Below are 21,228 nucleotides of genomic sequence, written 5' to 3'. Positions count from 1 at the left end.
CTCAACATCCCTGAGTAGGGAGGATATTTCAACAGCTATGTCTCTACTGGATTGGTTTGCGGAGCGGCGCAGACAAACCTCTCTGAACCTGACAGGTAGCAGCCCCTTCGACAAAGAGCGTCAGGTAAGAGAGATTGCCGACGGCCTCTGGCAAAAGTGTCCTGCCTGTGACACTCTGACCTACACCAAGGATCTGCAGCAAAACTGGCAAGTCTGCCCTAGCTGTGGGCATCACCATCGCATTACAGCTCCAGAGCGGCTGGAACAGCTTTTGGATCCCGGATCCTGGCAACCCCTCGACGAGCACCTGGCTCCCACGGATCCCCTGCACTTTTTCGACCAAAAGCCCTACTCCGAGCGCTTGGCCACCTACCAGGAGCGCACCCAGCTCAAGGATGCCGTCCTGACAGGGTTGGGAAGCCTGGAAGGGATCCCGGTGGCGATTGGGGTGATGGACTTTCGCTTTATGGGCGGCAGCATGGGCTCGGTGGTAGGCGAGAAGATCGCCCGCCTCACGGAACGGGCCACCTGCGATCACCTGCCCTTGATCCTCTTTTCGGCTTCGGGGGGGGCCCGCATGCAGGAAGGGATCCTCAGCCTGATGCAGATGGCCAAGACCTCAGCCGCCCTACAAAGGCACCGCGACGCCAGACAATTGTTCATCTCCGTGCTCACCCATCCCACCTATGGCGGGGTAACTGCCAGCTTTGCCATGCTGGGAGATTTGATCCTGGCCGAGCCGGGCGCGCAGGTGGGGTTTGCCGGGCCCAACGTAATCGAGCAAACCATTGGCAAGGGCAAGCTGCCAGAAGGCTTCCAAACCGCCGAGTACCTGCTGGCCCAAGGGCTCATCGACGCGATTGTGCCCCGTACTGAGCTGCGCAAGCGGCTGGCCCAGTTGCTCTCTATGCACCGTCCCCGTTTGCACATGTCCCTTCCCTCCATAGACTCGGAGGCTTTAACCCTGCAACCTATGCTGTAGGTAGATCCGCCTAAGATGCGGAATTTGTGGCCGAGGCCGGATCCCTTCCCTGCGGGGGATGGAGTTCCTGCTAAGCTCTGGGGCGGCTCTTACTTCATGGGTTTACACGGCTTCCCTCTGGCTTGTTGGGAGAGGAGCTGGGGGCGAGAGGGCAGATGTTTTTGGAGGGAGCCGCGCTGTCCCTGGGGATCTTCACAAGATTTCCTGGTGGGCGGTAGCGGATGGTGTTAAGGTGGGGCATGAGGTCTTCACTGGAAACGATGGATTTCAAGCTGCGCATCCGTACTGCTGAAACTCCGCAAGGGCAAAAACTGGCAATTGTGCCCCTGGAAGGTCGTTTTGACGCCAAGGCCGCCTCAGAAGTTCGGCAATTGCTCCAGCAGGTTTTAGATTTCGGTTATCCCAATATGTTGATCGACATGTCATCGGTCACTTTTATGGACAGCTCTGGGCTGGGGGTGTTGATCTCGGCTTTGCGCAAGTGCCGTGCTGCCGGGGGCAACATTAGCCTTTGTTGCGTGCCGGAAAGTGTGGCCCTCGTCCTCAACCTCACCTCCATGGAAAAGGTACTGACCTGCTTTAGCGGCCTGGAGACCGGCATTGCCAACTTTTCCAGCGCTCCCACTGCTCGTTAGGCCGACATTAGGCCTTACTTTTGGGGATCCCCCGATGCTCTTTTCAGCCCATCAGCGAATTCTGGTGATCCCTCTAGCAATTTTCTCAACAATCTTCAGCCATGCCCCAGACCGGCCTCGATACCTTTCAGCTTCTCTACCAGCACCACCGTGGCCCCAGCTTCTGCGAGCGCATGGTGGCGACGGCTCCTGGGCGCTTTAACGAGGCGTTTTGGCAGTTCTGGCAGATGCAAATCGAGCCCTGTCTGCCTCCTGCACCGCGCTTGTTGGATCTGGGAACCGGGCCGGGGTTTGCTCTGGGTCAGTGGGCGCAACGCTATCCCGGAGGACACTTCATCGGGGTGGATGTGATGCCCTACATGTTGGAGCGAGCGGCGGCAGATTTGAAAGGGATCCCTGGAGTCCATTTGCTGCAGGCCGACCTGCACGACCCTCACTTGCCGCTTGCGGCCAACAGCATCGATGCAGCTCAGGCAGTGGTGGTGTTGCACGAGATGGTGCAGCCCTTGCGCCTGTTGCAGGAGGTGCTGCGTCTACTCAAGCCGGGGGGGCGATTTTTGCTGGTGGATTGGGTGCGCGCCCCGCTCAGCCTCTACTTCGATGCCGATACAGAGGCCCAACTCTTCCAGTCGGACACGCCTTTGGAAACGCTGCTGGATCAGTTTACCCACTTCTACGAGCACAATCGCTTCAGCGCCGAAGACCTGGTGTGGTTGCTGGAGAAGGTGGGTTTCGCAGTGGTGGCTCAGCAGCTCTACAACCAAAATCGCTTTGTGCGACTTGCAGCCGAAAAGCCTATCTCCTGAATGTCCAACTGCCCATAACGAGATGTTTTGGACTACGGAGTGCAGAATAGACCAATAAACAGAACAGTGTCCAAATCAATTCAGATTACTCTCGCTGTTTTCGTTCATGGCTGCAGGGATCCGATGGTCAGGCTGCGCCTGGGCAAACACCTGCACTTCAGTGCTCATCTTGCGCAGTTGGCGGGCTAACTTGATTGCCTTGTCGCGGGGAAGGGGTGGGCTCACCACCGCCGGCAGACAGCCCAATAGGGGTTTCAGGGCCGTTTTGGGCAGGCGTGCGTAGAACGATAAAGCCGAGAGGATATCCTCTTCAAAATAGGGGTTGCGATACTCTAGGAGGCGCACCTGATACAGCTCTGGGGGAAGAGGCCGTCCTTGGGTTAAGCGAATCAGGGATCCCACCGTTCCCATCACATAGAGTTGATCGCCTTCTTTCAACAGGGTCTTGCCCTCTTTTTGCCAGATCTTGGGAAAAACACAGGGTTTCCCCGGTCGGGAGCGATGCAGCAAGATCACCAGGTCATAGTCCTGGGCCAGTTGGCGCAAGGATAGCCCCAGGTAGTGGCAATCGGCCGAGACCTCCAGCAGCGTCACCAGCAGAGTTTCCCCCTGCCAAGCCAGGGTGCCGTAGACGGATCCCACCAGTGCTGCGGTGGCAAAAGCCCGTGCCCCCAACCCGGTAGCACTGTAGCTGATCCCCAGGGTCTGCATGTGGCGCTGCATGCGAGCCGCCAATTCGGGATCGGTAACCCGCAAAATGGTGCGGATCCCCGGTTGCAGGCTGTGGGCCGTCAGGGCCGTCTCCAGGTTGGTGAGATCGTCAGGGGTGGTGCAGATTAGGCAGCGGCTGCCCTGAATGCGAGCCTGTTGCAGCGTGCTTGCCAGGGCGTAATCCCCACGAACCACCACTGCCCCCTCCCGTTCCGCCGCCTCCAAGAGAGGGTTCTCGCTATTGGGATCCACCACCACCACCTCGTAGCCCATCTGCCGCAACAACTGCAGCACCAAATAGCTCAGCCGCCCCAACCCTGCGATCACCACATGATCCTCTTTGGGCATACGGGCAGCCCGACCCAAGCCAAAGCGACTGCTCACCAATTTGTCGGTCACCAAGCCGTAAATCAACCCCACCAGGGCAGCCCCCACCAAGGTCATCATCACCGCCAGCACCTTCACCCCCAGCGGTGTTTCCGGCTGTTGAAAAGCCTCAATATCCCCGTAGCCCCCTGTCAGCACCACGATCGTCAGCAAAAGCCCATCGATGAGGGGTTTGCCGATCATCCTGAAGTTGATCACCCCCAGCACCAGCATGGCCCCCAAGGTGAAGGTGAGGGTGCGCACGATGGGCTTGACCTGTAGGAGTCCCTGCACTCCTCTGCGCAGCCAAGACCCAAGGGATCCCCGCCCCAACGACCTGCCTTGCCGTTGTTGTCGCTTGTCCTGCATCTGGCCGCTGGCCCAGCGCTGTGCCCGTGAGGAGCCCCGTCGCCCGTTGCGTTCCAACAGTTGCAGGTAGGCTCTGGGATCGCAAATGACCAAAACGCGATCCCCCTCCAGCAGCTCTGCCTCGTGGTCAAAGTCGTCGAAAACTCGCTGTTTGGAAAAGTTAGAAAGCCCATCCACCGGGTAATGAAACAGCACCCGCGCCCCAAAAGTTTCCTCCAGCTCCGAGAGGGGCATATGCAGCAGGCGGGAGTTGTATCCGATGGTCAGCTCTACCACGTTCCAGAGGGTGGTCTCTCGGTCTGAGACAAAGTAAGCCGGATCTGCCAGCTCTGGCGGAAGCGTGGCCGGCTGGGCTTCCAGCTGGGGCAGCTCAAAGTAGCCAACAAATTCGTCGGAAACAGCCTTAAGGGCAAAAGCCGGGGCAGCCAAAGCCGCCACCGATAGGGAAAAATGCTGCGGCAAAGCCGAGTCGAGATAGCGGGCAAGGCTGTGGTTGAACAGACGGGAGACGACACGCACCTGTGGATTGAGATCTCGAATCAGCAAAGCCAGCTCGAAATTGGCTTGGTCGCTGTCCTCCAGGAGCAGCGCCACCCTAATCCGCTCGATCCCAGCCCGCTGCAACACCCCCGGCTGGCGGGGATCCGCCTGTAGGTATTGCCACTGCTCTTCCAAATGAGGGGGCAGATCGGGAGCAACTACTACAGCGCGATGTCCAAAAGCTTCTAGGGCTTGGAGAGTGAGCTCCACCAAATCGTTGTAGCCGCAGACCAGGATAGAGACACCTGGATCCCTGCTATTCTCTTGCACCTGTGCATGAGGCGATCTCGAAAGGGAGCTCACCATAGCTCTGTCATCTACCCTGCTCCCTTTATACCCGAAGCCTCTTCAGCTTTCGCGAGTGCTGTCAATACTGCTCCGCGGGGCTCCGGCCACAGACCGATTGCTCAACAAGATCGGCAAGATCGGCTGGGTCGCCGGCCATCTCGAGTGCTGTCGAGAACAGGGGGAAGTTGGCCAGTTCCATCCCAAAGGGTGAGAGATGAGAAAAACTTCTAAGAGCTTGACCCGGTACTTGAGATCCTCTATCATTGCCCCAAGGCGAGGTTCTTGAATAAAAGTCTCAATAAAGCTGGCCTAAGATGAGGGTCAACAGAGTGAGATTTGCGGGAACCGCCTTTGTCCTTTGGGCGTAGCTTTCAGGTTTTTTCTCAGAGAGAGGCATGGCCAGCTTGGCCGGTGGAGCTCTGTCTCTTGAGATGTTTTTGAACTTAGGAGTTGGGTATGCGCTTATCGCGACGGCAATTTGTCAGTGGAGCCACGCTAGGTTCTGCGGCTCTGGCAGCAGGGTCTCTTCTGCGTCCGGCCCATGGCGCTAATCGGGAAGTGAACCTCTACACCTCGCGGCACTACGGCACAGACGAGAAATTGTACGAACTTTTCCAGCAGAAAACGGGCATTACCGTGAATTGGGTGCAGGGCAACGCCGATGAGATCGTCCAGCGCATCCGCAGCGAGGGATCCAACAGCCCCGCCGACATCTTCATGACGGTGGATGTTGCCCGGCTGTGGCGCGCTCAGAACGAGGGCTTGTTTCAACCCATCCAGTCGGAGACGCTCTCCAAAAATATTCCCGAGTCTCTGCGGGATCCAGAGGGGTACTGGTTTGGCCTCACCAAGCGGGCACGGGTGATCATGTACAACAAAGACAAGGTGGATCCCAAGGAGTTGTCCACCTATGAGGACTTGGCAAACCCCAAATGGCGGGGCAAGGTGCTCACCCGCTCCTCCAGCAACGTTTACAGCCAATCCTTGACGGCTTCGATCATCTTGGCCCACGGGATCCCGGAAACAGAGCAATGGGCCCGGGGTTTAGTAGCCAATTTTGCTCGTCCGCCGGAAGGGGGAGACACGGATCAGATCAAGGCCGTGGCCGCCGGAGTGGGAGACGTGGCTTTGGCCAACACCTACTATTTGCCCCGTTTGATCAAATCCGACAATCCAGAAGATCGCGCCGTAGCCGAGAAAATCGGCGTCTTCTTCCCCAACCAAGAGGATCGCGGCACCCACGTCAACATCAGCGGGGCCGGCATTCTGAAAACAGCTCCCAACAAAGAAGCGGCCATCCAATTTTTGGAGTTTCTCTCCGGGCCAGAGGCGCAGGCCATTTTTGCCCAGAGCAACAATGAGTACCCGGTACTGCCCGGGGCTGAGATCGACTCGGTGGTGGCCAGCTTTGGCACCTTTAAGGAAGATACGATCAACGCCGCCAGCATTGGCCGCGTCACCCCTGATGCCCTGAAGGTAATGGATCGGGCCGGTTGGAAGTAGATCAGGCCTCCAGGACAGGCCCTGAGTGCAGCCTTTCATTGCTTGACGCCGTGAACGTTAAGCAGCTTGACGGTTCTTGGCCAAGCGTCGATACTCTAGGACGGCGTTGCTTCCGTTCGAGGCCGCTCAGGCGTCCTGTCTTTCTTTTTCAAAAGCTTCTGGAGGTTTGCCAAATGAAACAACTGCGAACAGCAGGCTTGTTCTTGCTCCTGCTTTCTTTAACTTCTTTCTACACCAATAGCCCGGCAAAGGCAATTGAAAACCTTCCCGAAAAGGCTCCTGTTCCAAAGCGGGATCTGCTTTTGACCACAGAAAACGGCGTCAAAATCTACAATGGTGGGTTTGGCTCTGGCCTTGCCTTTGATGGCCAATATTTTTATGTGCTCACCGATCGCGGTCCCAATATTGATGGAGCTGAGTCAAACGACAAGATTTTCCCTAAGCCAGACTTTACCCCTCAAGTTGCCAGATTGTCTTTGGACGGCAAGGGCTTCAAGTTGGACAGGGTCATCCTGCTGCAAGACGAGACAGGCAAAAATCTCACCGGGATCCCCAATCCATCTGACTCGGGGGGAACGGGAGAGAATGCCTACGATCTCAGCGGCAAGCAGCTTGCGCCGGATCCCAAAGGTATCGATCCAGAGGGGATCGCGGTGGCCAAAGATGGAAGCTTTTGGGTTGCCGACGAATACGGACCTCACTTGATCCATTTTGATTCCAATGGCAAGGCCATCGAGTGGCTAAATCCTTTTGGAAGTGGAGTTGGCGGCAAAAAGCTTCCAGAAGTTTACAAAAATCGGCGCCCCAATCGCGGCATGGAGGGGCTAACTCTGACGCCCGATCAGAAATACTTGGTCGGCATCATGCAGTCTCCGCTTTTGAACCCCAACAAAGATGTTCAAAAGACCGCAACTGTTTGCAGGATACTCTTCTATGAACTGGCCACGGGCAAGTTCAAAGAATACCTCTATCCTTTAGAGGGAACTGGCACCGCTGTTAGCGAAATTGTCGCCATTACCGACACAACCTTCCTGGTTCTCGAACGGGATGGCAAAACGCCGGGAGAGGACAAAGAGGTTACGAAGAAGATCTACAAAATCGATACTGCCGCTGCCACGGATGTCTTTGATCCTGGTCCAAATGGCCTGCTGGTTAACGGCAAGACTCTGGAGCAGTTAACCCAAGAGGAAATCATTGCAGCGGGGATCAAGCCCGTTTCCAAAGAAGAAGTATTTGACATTATGTCGATCCCCAATTATCCCCACGACAAGCCCGAGGGGTTGGCCATTCTCAACTCAACTACCCTAGCGATAGTTAACGACGACGACTTTGGCATCGTCTCGGAAAAGGGCGCGGTTCAAGAAAAAACTATGCCTTACCTTGGTAACAAGCAAGACGAGAACATCGTTTATTTCGTTAAGCTGCCCAAGAGCTTGTTTTGAGAGAAAACTTGGTTGGGGATCCCTGGAGGATCCCCTTTTCTTCCCCAGGAGTTGCTCAAGAGGTAGCTCCCGCCTGTTGAGATGGACAAAGAGATGAGGTTGAAGTTGTTGAGCAAATCTCTGCCGGGAAGTGGCTTCTTTCCTCTGAACGGCTGGGCGCTTCTGACTCTGACCCTCAGCGGTCTCATTCTCGTTCCTGTCCTTACGGTGTTGCTCAGCCTTTTTGCGGACGAGCGGCAGGTTTGGGAGCACCTGGCCGATACGGTCTTGGGGCTTTATGTGCGCAATAGCCTGGTGATGATGGCAGGGGTGGCGGCGGGGGTCATCCTGGTGGGCAGTGGCACTGCCTGGCTGGTGACCATGTGTCAGTTTTGGGGGCGGGCCTGGCTGGAGTGGATGTTGGTGCTGCCCCTGGCGGCCCCCACCTATGTGTTGGCCTACGCCTACACCGATTTTTTGCAGGTAACCGGCGGTTTCCAGATCTGGCTGCGGCGGGTAACAGGTTGGGGGATCGGCGACTACTGGTTCCCTAACATTCGCTCGTTGTGGGGGGCGATCCTGCTGCTGATCCTCACCCTCTATCCCTATGTTTACCTCTCGGCCCGGCTGGCCTTTCAGGAGCAATCGGTGGCCTGCTTAGAGGTAAGCCGCTCCTTGGGCTACGGGCCTTGGGCCAGCTTTTTCAAGGTGGCTTTGCCGCTGGCCCGACCGGGGATCGTGGCCGGCTGTCTGCTGGCCTTGATGGAAACCCTCAACGATTTCGGCACCGTCAGCTATTTCGGGGTAGATACCTTTACAACCGGCATCTACCGCACCTGGACGGCCCTGGGCAATCCGGTGGCGGCGGCTCAGCTTTCGGCGCTGCTGTTGCTGCTGGTGTTGCTGCTGATAACGATGGAGCAGGTCTCCCGCCGGCGGGCGCGCTACTATCGCCAAGGGTTCAAACCCACCCCAACCCGTTACCGCCTACAAGGGATCCGGGCGGTGGGGGCTTGGCTAGCCTGTGGGATCCCGATTGGGCTGGGCTTCGTCGTGCCGGCCTTGATCCTGCTCCACATGACCCTGCGGCAGGGGGAGTTGGGTCGCCGCTTTTGGAGCTACGCCCAGAACAGCTTTTGGCTATCCACCATCACGGCTATCATTGCTGTTTCCGTGTCGGTGGTGGTGCTTTACGGGCTGCGCATGCAGGGGCTAGGACGGGCGGGATCCCCGTGGGGCCTGCGGCTGGCAGTGCAGTTGTCTTCTCTGGGCTATGCGCTGCCTGGGGTGGTGATTGCAGTGGGGGTTCTGATTCCCCTAGGGTGGTTGGATCAACTGCTGAGCTACCTGCGGCAGGTGGTGCTGCAACAGCCACCTGGCCTGGTGATCAGTGGCACCCTCACGGCTTTGGTGTTCGGCTACCTGGTGCGGTTTTTGGCCGTGGCTTTGGCCACCGTCGAGGCCACGCTGCTGCGCATTCCCCCCAGTTTGGATGAAGCGGCCCGCAGCCTGGGACAGGGATCCCTGGGCACCCTGTGGCAGGTGCATTTGCCCTTGATGAGGGGTGGCCTCTTGGGGGCTATGCTGCTGGTATTTGTGGATGTGATGAAGGAGCTGCCGGCCACGATGGTGCTGCGGCCCTTCAACTTCGACACCTTGGCGGTGCAAACCTACCGCTTGGCAGCCGATGAGCGTCTCGCGGAGGCAGGGGCACCGGCTTTGGCCATTGTCTTAGTGGGGATTTTGCCGGTGGTTCTGCTCAACTCCCAGATGGCGCGGCAACGCAACCTCGGCTCCTCAGGGGATCTCCTTTGAGAACCCTACAAGGCCTCCGCTCCGGCCACCACCTCCAGGATCTCCTGGGTAATAGCCGCCTGGCGAGCTTTGTTGTAGGCAAGACCCAGCGTGCGAATGAGCTCGCTGGCATTGTCGCTGGCGTTGTTCATGGCCGTCATGCGAGCTGCCAATTCGCTGGCCGCCGCCTCCTGCAAGGCCCGTAGCAACTGGTTGTTCAGGTACAGCGGCAGCAGTGCATCCAAAATCTGCACGGGATCCTGCTCAAAGATCATGTCCTGAGGTGGGGCCGAGACCGCTGCGATGACTTTGCTGCGCTCGACAGTAAACTCTCCGCCCCGCACCAAAAGACGAAAAATTTCATCGTCTTGAGTGGCCAACCGCGACGGATCGAGGGGCAACAGGGATTGCACCACCGGACGGGAGCTGATCAAAGAGACAAAGCGGGTATAGAGCAGCTCTACCTTGTCCACCTTCTCCGACAAGAAGGCCGAGAGGAGCTGATCCCCAATCTGGGCAGCCTCAGCCGCCGTGGGGATCTGCGACAAATTCACGTAGGTCTTGGCGATGGGAGCGGAGCGCCGCTGGAAATACTGCACCGCCTTGCGGCCCACCAGGTAAAGCTGCACCTGCTGCCCTGTCTCCTGCAGCTCGCGAACCCGCTCCTCGGTGCGCTTAATCACGTTGGCGTTGTAGGCTCCGCACAAGCCCCGATCCCCGGCCACCACCAACAGCCCCACCGTCTGGATGGGCCGCTGCTTCAGCAGAGGCAAGTTGACATCCTCCAGCCGCAGCCGCGTCTGCAGTCGATAGAAAACCTGGGCCAGCCGGTCGGCGAAGGGACGGGTGGCCATCACTTGCTCTTGGGCGCGCCGCACCCGAGCTGCTGCCACCAGCCGCATGGCCTCGGTAATTTTGCGGGTGTTTTTCACCGCCTTGATGCGATCGCGGATGCGCTTGAGGTTTGCCATAACCTACTCCCTCTATTTTGGTGGTCGACAGGGATCCGGGCCAGGAGAGATCCGCGTCACCCTAGGCCGCCTTGGCCACGAAGCTCTGCTTGAACTCTGTGATGGCCGTTTTCAAGATTTCTTCTGCCTCGTCGGTGAGCTGCTTGGTGGAGAGGACGATCTCGCCATACTTGGGATGGGTGGTGCCCAGGTAAGCCAAAAGGCCCTGTTTGAAGCTGGAGACCTTCTCCACCGGAATGTCATCCAAATAGCCTCGTGTTCCCGCATAGATAATGGCCACCTGCTGATCCAGAGACAGGGGAGAGTATTGCGGCTGTTTCAGCAACTCCTGCAGCCGTTGGCCGCGGGCCAACTGCTTTTGGGTGGCCTCATCCAGGTCAGAGGCAAATTGGGCAAAGGCTTCCAGATCCCGAAATTGGGCCAGTTCCACCTTGATGGAGCCAGCCACCTTTTTCATCGCCTTGGTCTGAGCCGCAGAGCCGACGCGGCTGACGGAAATCCCGACGTTGATGGCCGGGCGGATGCCAGCGTTGAACAGATCCGATTCCAAGAAGATCTGCCCATCGGTGATGGAGATAACATTGGTGGGAATGTAGGCCGACACGTCATTGGCCTGGGTTTCCACGATCGGCAGCGCCGTCATGGATCCCTCTCCCAGTTGGCTGCTCAGCTTGGCGGCTCGCTCCAATAGCCGCGAGTGCAGGTAGAACACATCCCCAGGATAGGCTTCTCGACCGGGTGGACGGCGCAGCAGCAGTGACATTTGCCGATAAGCCACCGCCTGCTTGGAGAGGTCGTCATAGACCACCAGGGTGTGTTTGCCCTGGTACATGAAGTATTCGGCAATGGTGGCACCACAATAGGGGGCCAGCCACTGCAACGGGGCCGGGCTATCGGCGCCGGCAGCCACCACAATGCTGTAGTCCATAGCCCCTCGCTCGGTCAGGATGCCCACCACCTGGGCGATGGTGCTCTGCTTCTGGCCAATGGCCACGTAAATGCAGATCACATCCTGCCCTTTTTGGTTCAGGATTGTGTCCACAGCAACGGTGGTCTTGCCGGTTTGGCGGTCGCCGATGATCAGTTCCCGCTGCCCCCGCCCGATGGGGATCAGGGCATCGATGGCGGTAATGCCGGTTTGCAGGGGCTCGTACACAGAGCGGCGATCGACAATGCCAGGTGCCGGAGATTCGATCAGGCGAGACTCCGTACACTGGATCGGGCCTTTGCCGTCGAGGGGGTTGCACAGGGGATCCACCACGCGGCCCAAGAGGGCTTCCCCCACCGGGATGCTGGCAATCTTGCCCGTGGATTTGACGGTGGATCCCTCTTGGATATTCCGCCCGGAGCCGATCAGCACGGCACCGATGTTGTCTTCTTCCAGGTTGAGGGCAATACCGGTGGTGCCATCCTCAAATTCCAGCAGCTCGCTGGCCATCACCTTATCCAAACCGTAGATGCGGGCAATGCCATCCCCCACCTGCAGAACTGTCCCCACATTGGAGACCTGCATCTCCTGGTTGTACTGCTCAATCTGCTGTTTGATGATGGTGCTAATCTCGTCTGGGCGAATGGTAGGCATAGCAGTCCTCTCAAGTAATGGGAAGGGATCCTCAAAAACCAACTTAGGCCAACTGCAAGGCAAGCCGGCGCAACTGTCCACGCAAGCTGAGGTCGATCACCTGGGATCCAATCTTGATGACCACCCCTCCCAGCAGCTCCGGATCCTGAGTGGCTTGCAACTCCACACCGCTGGCCTGGGTGAAGTCCATCACCCGCTCGCGAATCGATTGCTGCTGAGCTTCCGTCAAGGGTATCGCCGTCGTCACCTCGGCCAGGACGATGTTCTGGAGCTTCCGTTGCAGATCCAAAAAGCGCCGGCAGACAGCCCCGAGAAACATAATACGGCGGCGGTCGGTCAACAACTTCAGCGCATTCAGCAGCAGAGGGTGGATCTGATCGGCAAATACTTGCTGCAGCAGGTTCTTTTTGGCCTCGGCCTTGATCACCGGGTTGGCGAGAAACTGGCCCAGCTCCGGCGTAGCCCGCAAAACCTCGGCAATAAAGCGCATATCGGCGGCAAAAGTGTCCAGCAATCCCTGGCCTGACCCAAGAGCAATGAGAGCCTCGGCATAGGGATCCACCACCTTCTCGGCCATTGTGCTGCTGATCATACCTTTCTCCTCCTTGAGAGTTAGCGGGCAATCATTTGGATCCCTCTCTCGATCAAGCTGCGGTGAACCTCTTCGTTGAGGTGCTGCGGCAACTCCTGCTCCACCTTGCTCAGGGCTTGGCGAACGATCTGCCGACGCAACTCCTGAAAAACCCGCTCCTGCTCGCTAGACAACTCTTTCTCGGCATTGGCCCGCAGCCGCTCCACTTCCCGCTCCGCCTGCTCCAACAACTCTTGCCGACGGGCTTCGGCGTTGGCTTCCGCCTGCTTGCGGATACGTTCAGCCTCCTGCTGAGCCTGGGCCAGCTTTTGCTGCTCCTCCGCCAGCTTCTCGATGGCTTCCTGTTTGCGCTGCTCCGCCTGCCGCAGTTCTTCTAGGATCCCCTCCCGCCGCTTGGCCAGGGCTTCTCCCACCACTTTGCGACCCAAGATAAACAGCAAGGTGAGAATGATCGCGATGTTGATCAGGTTGCTCTCGAGAATCTTGGCCAAGAGATCCCCCTCTCCTGCCTTGGCTTCTGGGAGTAGCTCCGTGGTCTCGGCCACAGCCAAGATCCAACCGGCCACCCAACTCCACACAGGCATCGCAAGCTCCTCCAAAAGTACTTCCAACCAGCGATCTAACGAGCACTGCCCAACAGTTTCTGGGTAATCTGGGCGGCAATGGCATCCACCTGCTGCTGCAGCTGTTCGAGGGCTGCCTGCTTCTCTTGCTCGACCTGTAGCCGCGCCGCCTCCAGCTTCTGCTGGATCTCTGCCTGCACAGCAGCCAGTTTCTCGGAACGAATGCGAGCAGCTGCAGCCTCTGCCTCAGCGATCACCTGCTGGGCTTGCAAGCGGGCCTGGCTGATCTCAGACTCATACTGTCGGGTCAACGACACCGCCTTGTCCAACCGCTCTTGGGCTTCCGCTTGAGTGGTGCGGATGTAGTCGCTGCGGCTGTCGATAGCCCGCGTAACCGGCTCATAGAAGAGGGAGTTGAGCACTGCCACCAACAGCAAAAACTGAATGGCAATCAGGGGCAGGGTGGCATCCAGATCGAAAAGACCACCTTTTTCAGCCGCTTCAACAGCCAATAGAGTTTGGAAGAGCATGGGTGTTATGACCCCAACAGAAACTTAGGTCTACCGTCAGGCCGGGTTGGGGGGCGGATATGGCTCACCTCGGCCATCGCTGCGGCCCGCCCCCGTAGGACACTAGGCGAAGGGGTTGGCAAACAAGAGCACCAAAGCCACCACCAAGCCGTAGATGGTCAGAGCTTCCATGAAGGCCAGGCTAACCAGCAGGTTGCCGCGGATCTTGTCTTCCGCCTCAGGTTGGCGGGCCACCCCTTCCATCGCAGCAGCAGCGGCGTTCCCCTGTCCGATCCCAGGACCCAGGGATCCCAGACCAATGGCCAGAGCAGCAGCCAGAACAGAAGCAGCAGAGGTTAACGGATCCATAGTGAGATGCTCCTTGGTGATTGACACAACAACAACGTCTCTTGAGCTTCAGAGGTGATCGGGTCTGATACACTACAGCCTCAAATCACTCCCTTGTCGGCGGCTTTCAGAACCAATCTGTCAGCCCCAACAAACCTTACCAAAAGAAGGGATCCCTTGCGCTGACCCATTTGAGATGATCCTCCCGAAAAGGTTCAAGATGGATCGACCGACCAGCGGGATCAATCGTGGTGATCCCCTCCTCCATGACCTTCCAGCGCCTCTCCAATGTAAGCTGCCGAGAGGGTTGAGAAGATCAAAGCCTGAATCGCCCCCGTAAACAGAAACAAAATCATCACCGGCACGGGGATAAACAAGGGCACCAGCAACACCAACACCGCAATCACCAGCTCTTCTGCCAGGATGTTGCCGAATAGACGGAAACTCAGGGAAAGGGGCTTGGTGAAATCTTCTAAAACGTTGATGGGCAGCAGAATCGGGGTAGGCTCGATGTACTTTTTGAAGTAAGACAGCCCCCGCTTGCTGATGCCGGCCACGAAATACATGATGCTGGTAAGCAGCGCCAAGCCAGCAGTGGTGTTGATGTCGTTGGTGGGAGAGGCCAACTCCCCTTCCGGCAGGGGAATTAACTTCCAGGGGAAGAGGTTGCCCATCCAGTTGGAGACGAAGATGAACAGGAACAAGGTGCCGACATAGGGTACCCAGGGCCGGAAGTTTTTCTCGCCAATCTGGGCACGGGCAATGCTCTGCACAAATTCCAGGGCATACTCGACAAAGTTTTGCAGGCCAGCCGGCTCCCGCTGCAGTTGACGGGTGCCCAAGATAACCACCGTCAAGATCAGGGCAATGGCGATCCAGCTGGCGATCAAAACCTGCCCGTGAACCGTGAATTTGCCCAGGTGCCAGTAAAGGTGATGGCCGACCTCGAGTTCTGCCAAAAGAGGAGGAGAGGAGAAGGACAGGTTCATGGGCATCACACAGAAGAAGATGAACGGGTCAAGGTCTGGACAAGATGAATGAGCAGGGTGACCTTGTAGGTCATGAACCCCAGGAAAATGGGCAATATCTGTAAAGACTTCACCTGAGTGGCTAAAACGATCAGCCCGACAAACAGAGCCAAACGCGTCACCCCCAAACGGTTGCGGCTTTTGCCCAGCTCCGCTACGCCGCGGCCCAGCAGGCGCAGATAAACCACGCCAACAACCGCCCCCAGCAAGTAGTTGGCAGCTACCCCCAGAGAGTAAACCAGGGCCACTCCCACGGCAATGGCCAGACTTACCCCCAAGGTAACCAGCACCAGCCACAGCTGCAGCGCTTCATAGCTCCCGCTGCCAGCAACTGCTGCCCCCCTAGCTCCACCCTTCACCTTCCTCGCCAAATCGGGCTTCCCCAGGGCAAGGGGTGGCTCTGACGCAACTGGATCCCCTGTCTCTTCCTCCCGCTTCGGAGAAGGAGGTGCATTCTCCAAGGGAGGCAGTGGTCTGGGCTTCCACTGGGTCGCCTTCCAACGGGTAGAACTGTGAGAGAGGAGTCTGGAAGAACGGGCCATGGTTTCGAGGTCATGCCTCTCAAGGTTTGACCTTAACCCAAGATAACACGATTAAGTAACAATACTTAATGAGATTAAGTTGGGCCAAGGTCTGAAGGAGACTCCGCTGGTCGCTCAGACAGGCAGCTGGCCTTCCGAACGACAGGGATACTCCTCTGAGGAGCTAGCTAAGAATCTACCACTTTCGGGGATCGGTAGCGGCAAAATGGAAAACTTTCTGAAAGCTGTCTGGTGTAAAGTTTTGCTGGGGATGGTCAGCAGGCGTTAACATTCCGTAACTCTCTGTGTCCCGTCCTGGATCCCCCAGGTTTCATATACTAAGGGGCAGGAGTGGCAGAGGGTGAGGATGACTCCCCAGAGTTGGCTGGTGGATGCAATCTGGCTGGACTACCGCTTGGCAGTGGCGCTGACGGTGGTGATGCCATTGCTGCTGCTGATTTGGGCTTTTGCGGTGGGGTTGCGGCCCTTGATTCAGCTATTGATCGTTTATTGGCGGGTATCGAGCCTCTTGGCGGTGACGGTGTACCTGATGATTGGGGGCCTGCCCGTCAGCTTTCTCAGTGGAGCAATGGCGCGGCTGTTGATCTTGGTTTGTCTTTGGTTTTGGCGGGACTGGAGTGCTGCTCTCGAGCAGTCGAGAACCTGGGCGGCGCGAGCCTTTTTGCTCTGGCGGTGGGGCCTGACTGGTTATATGGGGGCCGGGATCCTCTTTTCGGGGGCCTTTGTGCCCTGTGCTTTCCGCACTTCTCTGCCAGAGGAGTGCCGAGCTTGGTTTGGGCCACCGCTGGGGTTTCGGGAGATCTTCCATCCCAATGTATCGCCGGAGCTGCTGGGGAGCGTGGGGGCCTGGGGGCTGGTGGCCTACCTGCTCTACAGCCTCTACTTTGTCTGGCGGCTGCGACCCGGAACTGATAAGGGGGAACTGGAAGCATGAGGGCCCTGCCTTGGCCCTTGGCCTTGGAGCGCTATAGCCAAGACCACCCGCAAGAGGTGCTGCGGGTGGAGGTGGAAAGCGAGGGAGAGTCTGATCTGGTGCTGATCTACCGCGGCTACAGCAGCTCCTTGCGCCGACCCACTCCCCCCGATCCCGAAGCGGCGGTGATCCCTCCCCAGGCCCGCTTTTTGCAGTTGGAGCGCTTGGCTGCCCCCTATCACCCCGATCGCTCACGGGTTCTGGCTGTCTATCGCAACTGGGGAGAGCTAACAGCATGGCTGGCCCAAGAAGGGATCCCAGTGACGGAGTAAGGGATCCCTGGCACCTACCGCCCCACAGGGCTGGGTTGCCGCTGGAGGATGGTGTATTCTGCCGGCTGCAAAAGCGAACGTCCTGTCATTTCGGGGGGCTGAGGCAGGCCCAAGATCTCCAGCAGGGTGGGGGCCACATCAGCCAAAGTGCCGTTGGAGCGCAACTTGACATCGCCGCCACAGCCGGGGATTTTGCGCCTTTCCCCCTCCACCAGAATGCAGGGAACGGGGTTGGTGGTGTGGGCCGTCCAGGGGTTGCCGTTCTCATCCCACATCAGCTCTGCATTGCCATGATCCGCCAGGATCAAAGTAGTGCCTCCCGCATCTACCACTGCCGCCAGCAGCCGGCCCAAACAGCGATCCACCGTTTCCAGGGCGCGGATGGTGGCTTCGTAGTTGCCAGTGTGACCTACCATGTCGGGGTTGGCATAGTTGAGCACCACCAGGCTGTATTCGCGGCGGGCGATGGCCTCTATCGCCTTGTCGGTCACTTCCACTGCCGACATCTCCGGCGCCTGGTCGTAGGTGGTCACCAGCGGGCTTTGCACCAGGATGCGATCCTCACCGGGGAAGGGCTGCTCAATGCCGCCGTTGAAGAAGTAGGTGACATGGGCGTATTTTTCCGTCTCAGCAATGCGCAATTGCTTGAGGCCGGCCTCGCTCACCACTTGGCCCAGCAGGTGATCCAGGTTCTGCGGCTTGAAAAGCACCTGCACCGGCAGCTCCGCCTCGTACTGAGTCATGGTGATGAAGGTGAGATCCGGCAGCAAGGGGCGCTGAAAGCCTGAGAAATCTGGGCAGACAAAGGCTTGGGTAAGTTGGCGGGCGCGATCTGGGCGGAAGTTGAAGAAAAGCACTGCATCGCCGGGTTGCACAGCCCCTGGAGCCAGGCGGGTGGGCGGGATGAACTCATCTGTGAGATCCTGGGCATAGAAAGCTTCCATCACCTCGGCGGCGCTTTGTCCACAGCCAGGGCCGTCTTGGGTCATGATCTCGTAGGCTTTCTGGGTGCGCTCCCAACGGCGATCCCGATCCATGGCGTAGTAGCGTCCGCTCAGGGTGGCGATGACGCCATTGCCCAGCCATTGCAGCTCTTTTTCCAGGGCGGCCAGAACCCTGGCACCATCGCGGGGCAAGGTGTCGCGGCCATCGGTGATGGCGTGGACATAGGCCGGAATCTCAGCCTGGGCCGCCAGCTTGAGCAACCCATAGAGATGGTCGATGTGGGAGTGAACCCCCCCCTCGGAGCAAAGGCCAACGAAGTGAAAACGGCCCCCTCGCTCTCTGAGCTGGCGACAAACTTGCATCAACAAGGGATCCTGGAAAAGGGATCCTGTCTCTATCGCGTCGCTGATGCGCACCAATTCCTGCGGCACCACCCGCCCTGCCCCCAAGGTCAGGTGCCCGACTTCAGAGTTGCCCATCTGTCCTGCCGGCAGGCCCACGGCCCGACCCGAAGCTTGCAGCAGGGTGTGGGGATAGGCAGCCCAAAGGCTATCCAGGACAGGGGTTTCCGCAGCCAGCACCGCGTTGCCATCGAGAGCATCCCGATAACCCCAGCCATCCAGGATCACCAAAACCACAGGTGCTACCGATTGCGAATCCATGAAATGGCCTCTCGTTTTATTTAAGACATAATACCAGCCCAGGCAACACGATACCGGATCTTACATTTGCGCTCAAGATTTCAGTATTATCAATCTTCTTTTGAGAGGATAAGGAAGTGCCTGCACAGGCAGGATGGAGTCTTTAGAGCCAACTCCTATGGACAACTGTGCTGCGGTCAAGAGTATTTCTGCGGATGAAATTGCAGATGGGATCCTCAGGGGCTGGGCTGCAACCGTTTGCGCAGAGACTCCGAGCGCCGCTTAGCAATGGCATTTCGGGGATCCAACTTCAGGGCAGTTTCGTAAGCTTCCAAGCTTGGGCCATAGAGATTTTTCTTCTCATAGGCATGGGCCAGATTGTTCCAAGCAGTTACATAACCGGGATCCGCAGCCACGGCATCCTTGTAGTAGCGGATGGCCAAGTCATACTGCCCCTGGCTGAAGTAGGCAAAACCGAGGGCGTTGCAGACGGGGGGAATGTTCTCCCCGGCCACTTCTAGGGCTTTTTTGAGCTGGGCAACCGCCTGGTCGTAGAGGCCTTTTTGCAAATAGACGCTGCCCAACTCGTAGTGCTCCTGCGGGGATCCCTTGCCTTTGCTCAGGCGGGGCTGCAGCTCACGGATGACCTTTTCCTGGGCCCGTACCCGCAGCACCTCCCGCAGGACAAAGAAGCCCGCCACGCCGAGGATACCGGTCAGAGCCACCAAATACAGGAGGGGAACGTTAACGCCCATTTTGCTTGATCCACTTGCCTGTGACTGGCCTCGCTGGCGTCACGCCTGCAGGTGAGCCTCGATGAACCAAAGATCTTTGTCGATCTGGCGCGAGATCTCGGTGAACAGGTCTGCTGTGTCGGCATCCCCCAGTTCGGTGGTGCGGTCAATGTTGCGGCGGACGGAAGCTGCATATTGAGCGTAACGGGCTGCCAAAGCCTGCAGGTGATCCCGACCCTCTTCAGCGGCCAGATCGTACTCCGGCAAGGTGGAGGTTTGGGCAACGATGCGAGCCGTGCCGCGGGCGATGCCCCCCAGCGCCGTAACCCGTTCCGCCAGCATGTCCACGTAGTTTTCCAGGGTGCTGGCAAAAGTGTCGAACATCTCGTGCAAGGCGATGAAGTGCATGCCTTTAACGTTCCAGTGGGCCTGTTTCACCTGCGTCTTCAGATCCAACGTGTCTGCCAAGGACTGGTTGAGCAGCTCCACCAGTTGCGCGCGAGCCTCTGCTGGCAAATCGATCTGGGTGGGGTAGAGACGGGTTTTCTCGGCGGTAACCATGGCCAACCTCCTAACTGTGTTTCCATTATCGGGGATCCGCTTCGGCTTCCCAACTGAGCCCATGGTAACACAAACTCAGAATGAGTATGAGTTAGGAGGAGTCTATAGAGTTACTTACCGATGCAGAAGCGGCTGAAAATCTGATCCAGCACCGATTCCGAGATCTCCTCGCCGGTGATCTGGCCAAGGGCATGCAGGGCGCCCCGTAGGTCGATGCTCCAAAAGTCCAGGGGGAGCTGAGCTTGGATGGCCTGCCCCACCTGTTCCAGGCTGGCTTGGGCTTGTTGGAGGGCAGCGGCCTGCCGCTGGTTCAGGCTTATCTCCAGATTGGGCTGGGGACGTCCCTGGGTGACGAGCTGCTCCAGGGCTCTTTCCAGCTCCGGGATCCCTTTCCCTTGGGCGGCAACCGTGGGGACGCGGTGGGCAATCTCGGGGGGGAGAGGGATCCCCTCTGGCGGGGCGAGGTCGGTTTTGTTGATCACCAGGATGAGGGGGCGATGGCGGATCGACTCGTAGATGGCGGCGTCGGCAGCCGTCCAGCCCGCTTGGGCGTCGATGACCAGTACCAGCACATCGGCAGCCTGGGCTAGGCGTTGGGAGCGCTCCACCCCCAGCCGTTCCACCGGATCTTCGGTGGCGCGGATGCCGGCAGTGTCCAGCAGTTGAACGGGGATCCCTTTTACCACCAGGTGGGATTCCACCACGTCGCGGGTGGTGCCGGGCAGATCGGTGACGATGGCGCGATCCTGTCCTGACCAGGCATTGAGCAAGCTGGACTTGCCCACATTGGGCCTCCCGACAATGGCCACCTTCACCCCGGTGCGCAGCAGTTGTCCCCGTTCTGCCGTGGCCAGCAGAGCTTGGATCTGGGTTTGTATAGCTTGGAGCCGGGCCTGCCAAGCAGCAACGTCCAAGGGGGGCAGATCCTCTTCAAAGTCGATGCGAGCCTCAATTTCTGCCAATAAACCCAGCAGCTCCTGGCGCAGGGCGCGAATGGATCCCCCTAGCTTGCCCTGTAAGCCCGCCAAGGCCATCCGGGCTGCCTGAGGGGAGCGGGCCGCCACCAGATCGGCCACACTCTCGGCCTGGGTGAGGTCAATGCGGCCATTCAGAAAAGCGCGCAGGCTAAACTCCCCCGGCTGAGCCAGCCGCGCCCCCTGCCGCAGGCATTGTTGCAACGTGGCCTGAACCACCATGATGCCACCGTGGCAATGCAGCTCTGCCACATCTTCGCGGGTGTAAGAACGGGGGGCCTGCATCCAAACGGCCAGCGCTTCGTCTAGGATTTGGCCTTTCTCGTCGCGGATCCAGCCGTAGAGGAGCCGATGGCTCTCCCAGACTGCGTTGCGGCGGGCAGGGGTAAAGATGGCTTGGACAATGGGAAGGGCTCGTGACCCGGAAAGGCGCACAATCCCCACGCTGCCCTGTTCAGGCACCACCGCAGTGGCAATGGCAGCGATCGTATCGGCCAGGGGCGCAGTCGGATCCATCCCAAATAGAGCCCTGAGGGAGTTCGAGCAGCCGTTGGATTACAGCTCGGCATCCACTGGAT

21 protein-coding genes are annotated in these 21,228 nt (G+C 58.4%); 8 read left to right on the top strand and 13 right to left on the bottom strand.

Features of this window, described 5'->3' with window-relative positions:
* The first annotated feature begins 37 nt into the window (after positions 1 to 37).
* From accD to ACVWY8_RS03180, 3 genes are all read left to right on the top strand, one after another.
* Positions 38 to 982 carry an acetyl-CoA carboxylase, carboxyltransferase subunit beta gene (gene accD / locus ACVWY8_RS03190; protein ID WP_414344447.1) on the top strand — a complete coding sequence of 315 codons (945 nt, stop codon included), beginning with the start codon at positions 38 to 40 and terminating at the stop codon, positions 980 to 982.
* Between the two features lie 239 nt (positions 983 to 1,221).
* A complete protein-coding gene (locus ACVWY8_RS03185; protein ID WP_457393128.1) occupies positions 1,222 to 1,617 on the top strand; it encodes an STAS domain-containing protein in 396 nt (131 codons plus the stop codon).
* Positions 1,618 to 1,718: 101 nt separating this feature from the next.
* Positions 1,719 to 2,423, top strand: a complete 705-nt coding sequence (locus ACVWY8_RS03180) for a class I SAM-dependent methyltransferase (RefSeq protein ID WP_457393130.1) — start codon at positions 1,719 to 1,721, stop codon at positions 2,421 to 2,423.
* Between the two features lie 75 nt (positions 2,424 to 2,498).
* On the opposite strand, the gene ACVWY8_RS03175 is transcribed toward ACVWY8_RS03180, so the two are convergent.
* Entirely contained in the window at positions 2,499 to 4,679 is a 2,181-nt protein-coding gene (locus tag ACVWY8_RS03175) for an NAD-binding protein (protein WP_457393133.1), read from the bottom strand.
* A 474-nt stretch (positions 4,680 to 5,153) separates the two neighbouring features.
* Between ACVWY8_RS03175 and ACVWY8_RS03170 the strand changes: the two genes are divergently transcribed.
* The 3 genes from ACVWY8_RS03170 to ACVWY8_RS03160 all read left to right on the top strand — a co-directional run bounded on the left by ACVWY8_RS03170 (position 5,154) and on the right by ACVWY8_RS03160 (position 9,436).
* Positions 5,154 to 6,200 (top strand): Fe(3+) ABC transporter substrate-binding protein, encoded by a 1,047-nt coding sequence (locus ACVWY8_RS03170; RefSeq protein ID WP_457393136.1) that lies wholly within the window; start codon positions 5,154 to 5,156, stop codon positions 6,198 to 6,200.
* A gap of 173 nt (positions 6,201 to 6,373) precedes the next feature.
* Complete coding sequence (locus ACVWY8_RS03165; protein ID WP_414390689.1) at positions 6,374 to 7,642, top strand: esterase-like activity of phytase family protein; 1,269 nt, start codon at positions 6,374 to 6,376, stop codon at positions 7,640 to 7,642.
* A 93-nt stretch (positions 7,643 to 7,735) separates the two neighbouring features.
* Positions 7,736 to 9,436, top strand: a complete 1,701-nt coding sequence (locus tag ACVWY8_RS03160) for an ABC transporter permease (RefSeq protein ID WP_414416571.1) — start codon at positions 7,736 to 7,738, stop codon at positions 9,434 to 9,436.
* A gap of 5 nt (positions 9,437 to 9,441) precedes the next feature.
* Here ACVWY8_RS03160 and ACVWY8_RS03155 read toward each other — a convergent pair whose 3' ends face one another.
* The 8 genes from ACVWY8_RS03155 to ACVWY8_RS03120 form a co-directional block, all read right to left on the bottom strand.
* Positions 9,442 to 10,386 (bottom strand): F0F1 ATP synthase subunit gamma, encoded by a 945-nt coding sequence (locus ACVWY8_RS03155; RefSeq protein ID WP_414330493.1) that lies wholly within the window; start codon positions 10,384 to 10,386, stop codon positions 9,442 to 9,444.
* Positions 10,387 to 10,447: 61 nt separating this feature from the next.
* Positions 10,448 to 11,968, bottom strand: coding sequence for a F0F1 ATP synthase subunit alpha (atpA, locus tag ACVWY8_RS03150; RefSeq protein ID WP_414357040.1), 1,521 nt, complete (start codon positions 11,966 to 11,968; stop codon positions 10,448 to 10,450).
* Between the two features lie 43 nt (positions 11,969 to 12,011).
* A complete protein-coding gene (atpH, locus tag ACVWY8_RS03145) occupies positions 12,012 to 12,560 on the bottom strand; it encodes an ATP synthase F1 subunit delta (protein WP_414330491.1) in 549 nt (182 codons plus the stop codon).
* Between the two features lie 20 nt (positions 12,561 to 12,580).
* A complete protein-coding gene (locus ACVWY8_RS03140) occupies positions 12,581 to 13,144 on the bottom strand; it encodes a F0F1 ATP synthase subunit B (RefSeq protein ID WP_457393139.1) in 564 nt (187 codons plus the stop codon).
* A gap of 35 nt (positions 13,145 to 13,179) precedes the next feature.
* On the bottom strand, positions 13,180 to 13,653 hold the full coding sequence (locus ACVWY8_RS03135) for a F0F1 ATP synthase subunit B' (RefSeq protein WP_414349846.1): 474 nt from the start codon (positions 13,651 to 13,653) through the stop codon (positions 13,180 to 13,182).
* Between the two features lie 102 nt (positions 13,654 to 13,755).
* On the bottom strand, positions 13,756 to 14,001 hold the full coding sequence (atpE, locus tag ACVWY8_RS03130; RefSeq protein WP_235280127.1) for an ATP synthase F0 subunit C: 246 nt from the start codon (positions 13,999 to 14,001) through the stop codon (positions 13,756 to 13,758).
* Between the two features lie 221 nt (positions 14,002 to 14,222).
* Positions 14,223 to 14,969, bottom strand: coding sequence for a F0F1 ATP synthase subunit A (gene atpB, locus ACVWY8_RS03125; protein WP_414330483.1), 747 nt, complete (start codon positions 14,967 to 14,969; stop codon positions 14,223 to 14,225).
* Between the two features lie 5 nt (positions 14,970 to 14,974).
* A complete protein-coding gene (locus tag ACVWY8_RS03120; RefSeq protein WP_457396809.1) occupies positions 14,975 to 15,379 on the bottom strand; it encodes a hypothetical protein in 405 nt (134 codons plus the stop codon).
* A 517-nt stretch (positions 15,380 to 15,896) separates the two neighbouring features.
* On the opposite strand from ACVWY8_RS03120, the gene ACVWY8_RS03115 reads away from it, so the two are divergent.
* Positions 15,897 to 16,484, top strand: a complete 588-nt coding sequence (locus ACVWY8_RS03115; protein WP_011434226.1) for a DUF3177 family protein — start codon at positions 15,897 to 15,899, stop codon at positions 16,482 to 16,484.
* Entirely contained in the window at positions 16,481 to 16,795 is a 315-nt protein-coding gene (locus ACVWY8_RS03110) for a DUF7734 family protein (RefSeq protein ID WP_414330481.1), read from the top strand. The genes ACVWY8_RS03115 and ACVWY8_RS03110 overlap by 4 nt, the downstream gene beginning before the upstream one ends.
* Before the next feature lie 14 nt (positions 16,796 to 16,809).
* On the opposite strand, the gene gpmI is transcribed toward ACVWY8_RS03110, so the two are convergent.
* The 4 genes from gpmI to mnmE all read right to left on the bottom strand — a co-directional run bounded on the left by gpmI (position 16,810) and on the right by mnmE (position 21,166).
* Positions 16,810 to 18,402: a 2,3-bisphosphoglycerate-independent phosphoglycerate mutase gene (gene gpmI / locus ACVWY8_RS03105; protein WP_457393143.1), complete on the bottom strand. Its 1,593-nt coding sequence runs from the start codon at positions 18,400 to 18,402 to the stop codon at positions 16,810 to 16,812.
* Positions 18,403 to 18,617: 215 nt separating this feature from the next.
* Positions 18,618 to 19,136, bottom strand: a complete 519-nt coding sequence (locus ACVWY8_RS03100; protein ID WP_457393146.1) for a tetratricopeptide repeat protein — start codon at positions 19,134 to 19,136, stop codon at positions 18,618 to 18,620.
* 39 nt (positions 19,137 to 19,175) lie between these two features.
* A complete protein-coding gene (gene dps / locus ACVWY8_RS03095; protein ID WP_414344460.1) occupies positions 19,176 to 19,676 on the bottom strand; it encodes a DNA starvation/stationary phase protection protein Dps in 501 nt (166 codons plus the stop codon).
* Between the two features lie 110 nt (positions 19,677 to 19,786).
* Entirely contained in the window at positions 19,787 to 21,166 is a 1,380-nt protein-coding gene (gene mnmE / locus ACVWY8_RS03090) for a tRNA uridine-5-carboxymethylaminomethyl(34) synthesis GTPase MnmE (protein WP_414418763.1), read from the bottom strand.
* Between the last annotated feature and the right edge of the window lie 62 nt (positions 21,167 to 21,228).

Source organism: Thermostichus sp. OS-CIW-32 (genome assembly GCF_054060415.1).
The sequence above is the reverse complement of the archived record's forward strand: the minus strand, read 5'-3'. Positions and strand labels throughout refer to the sequence as shown.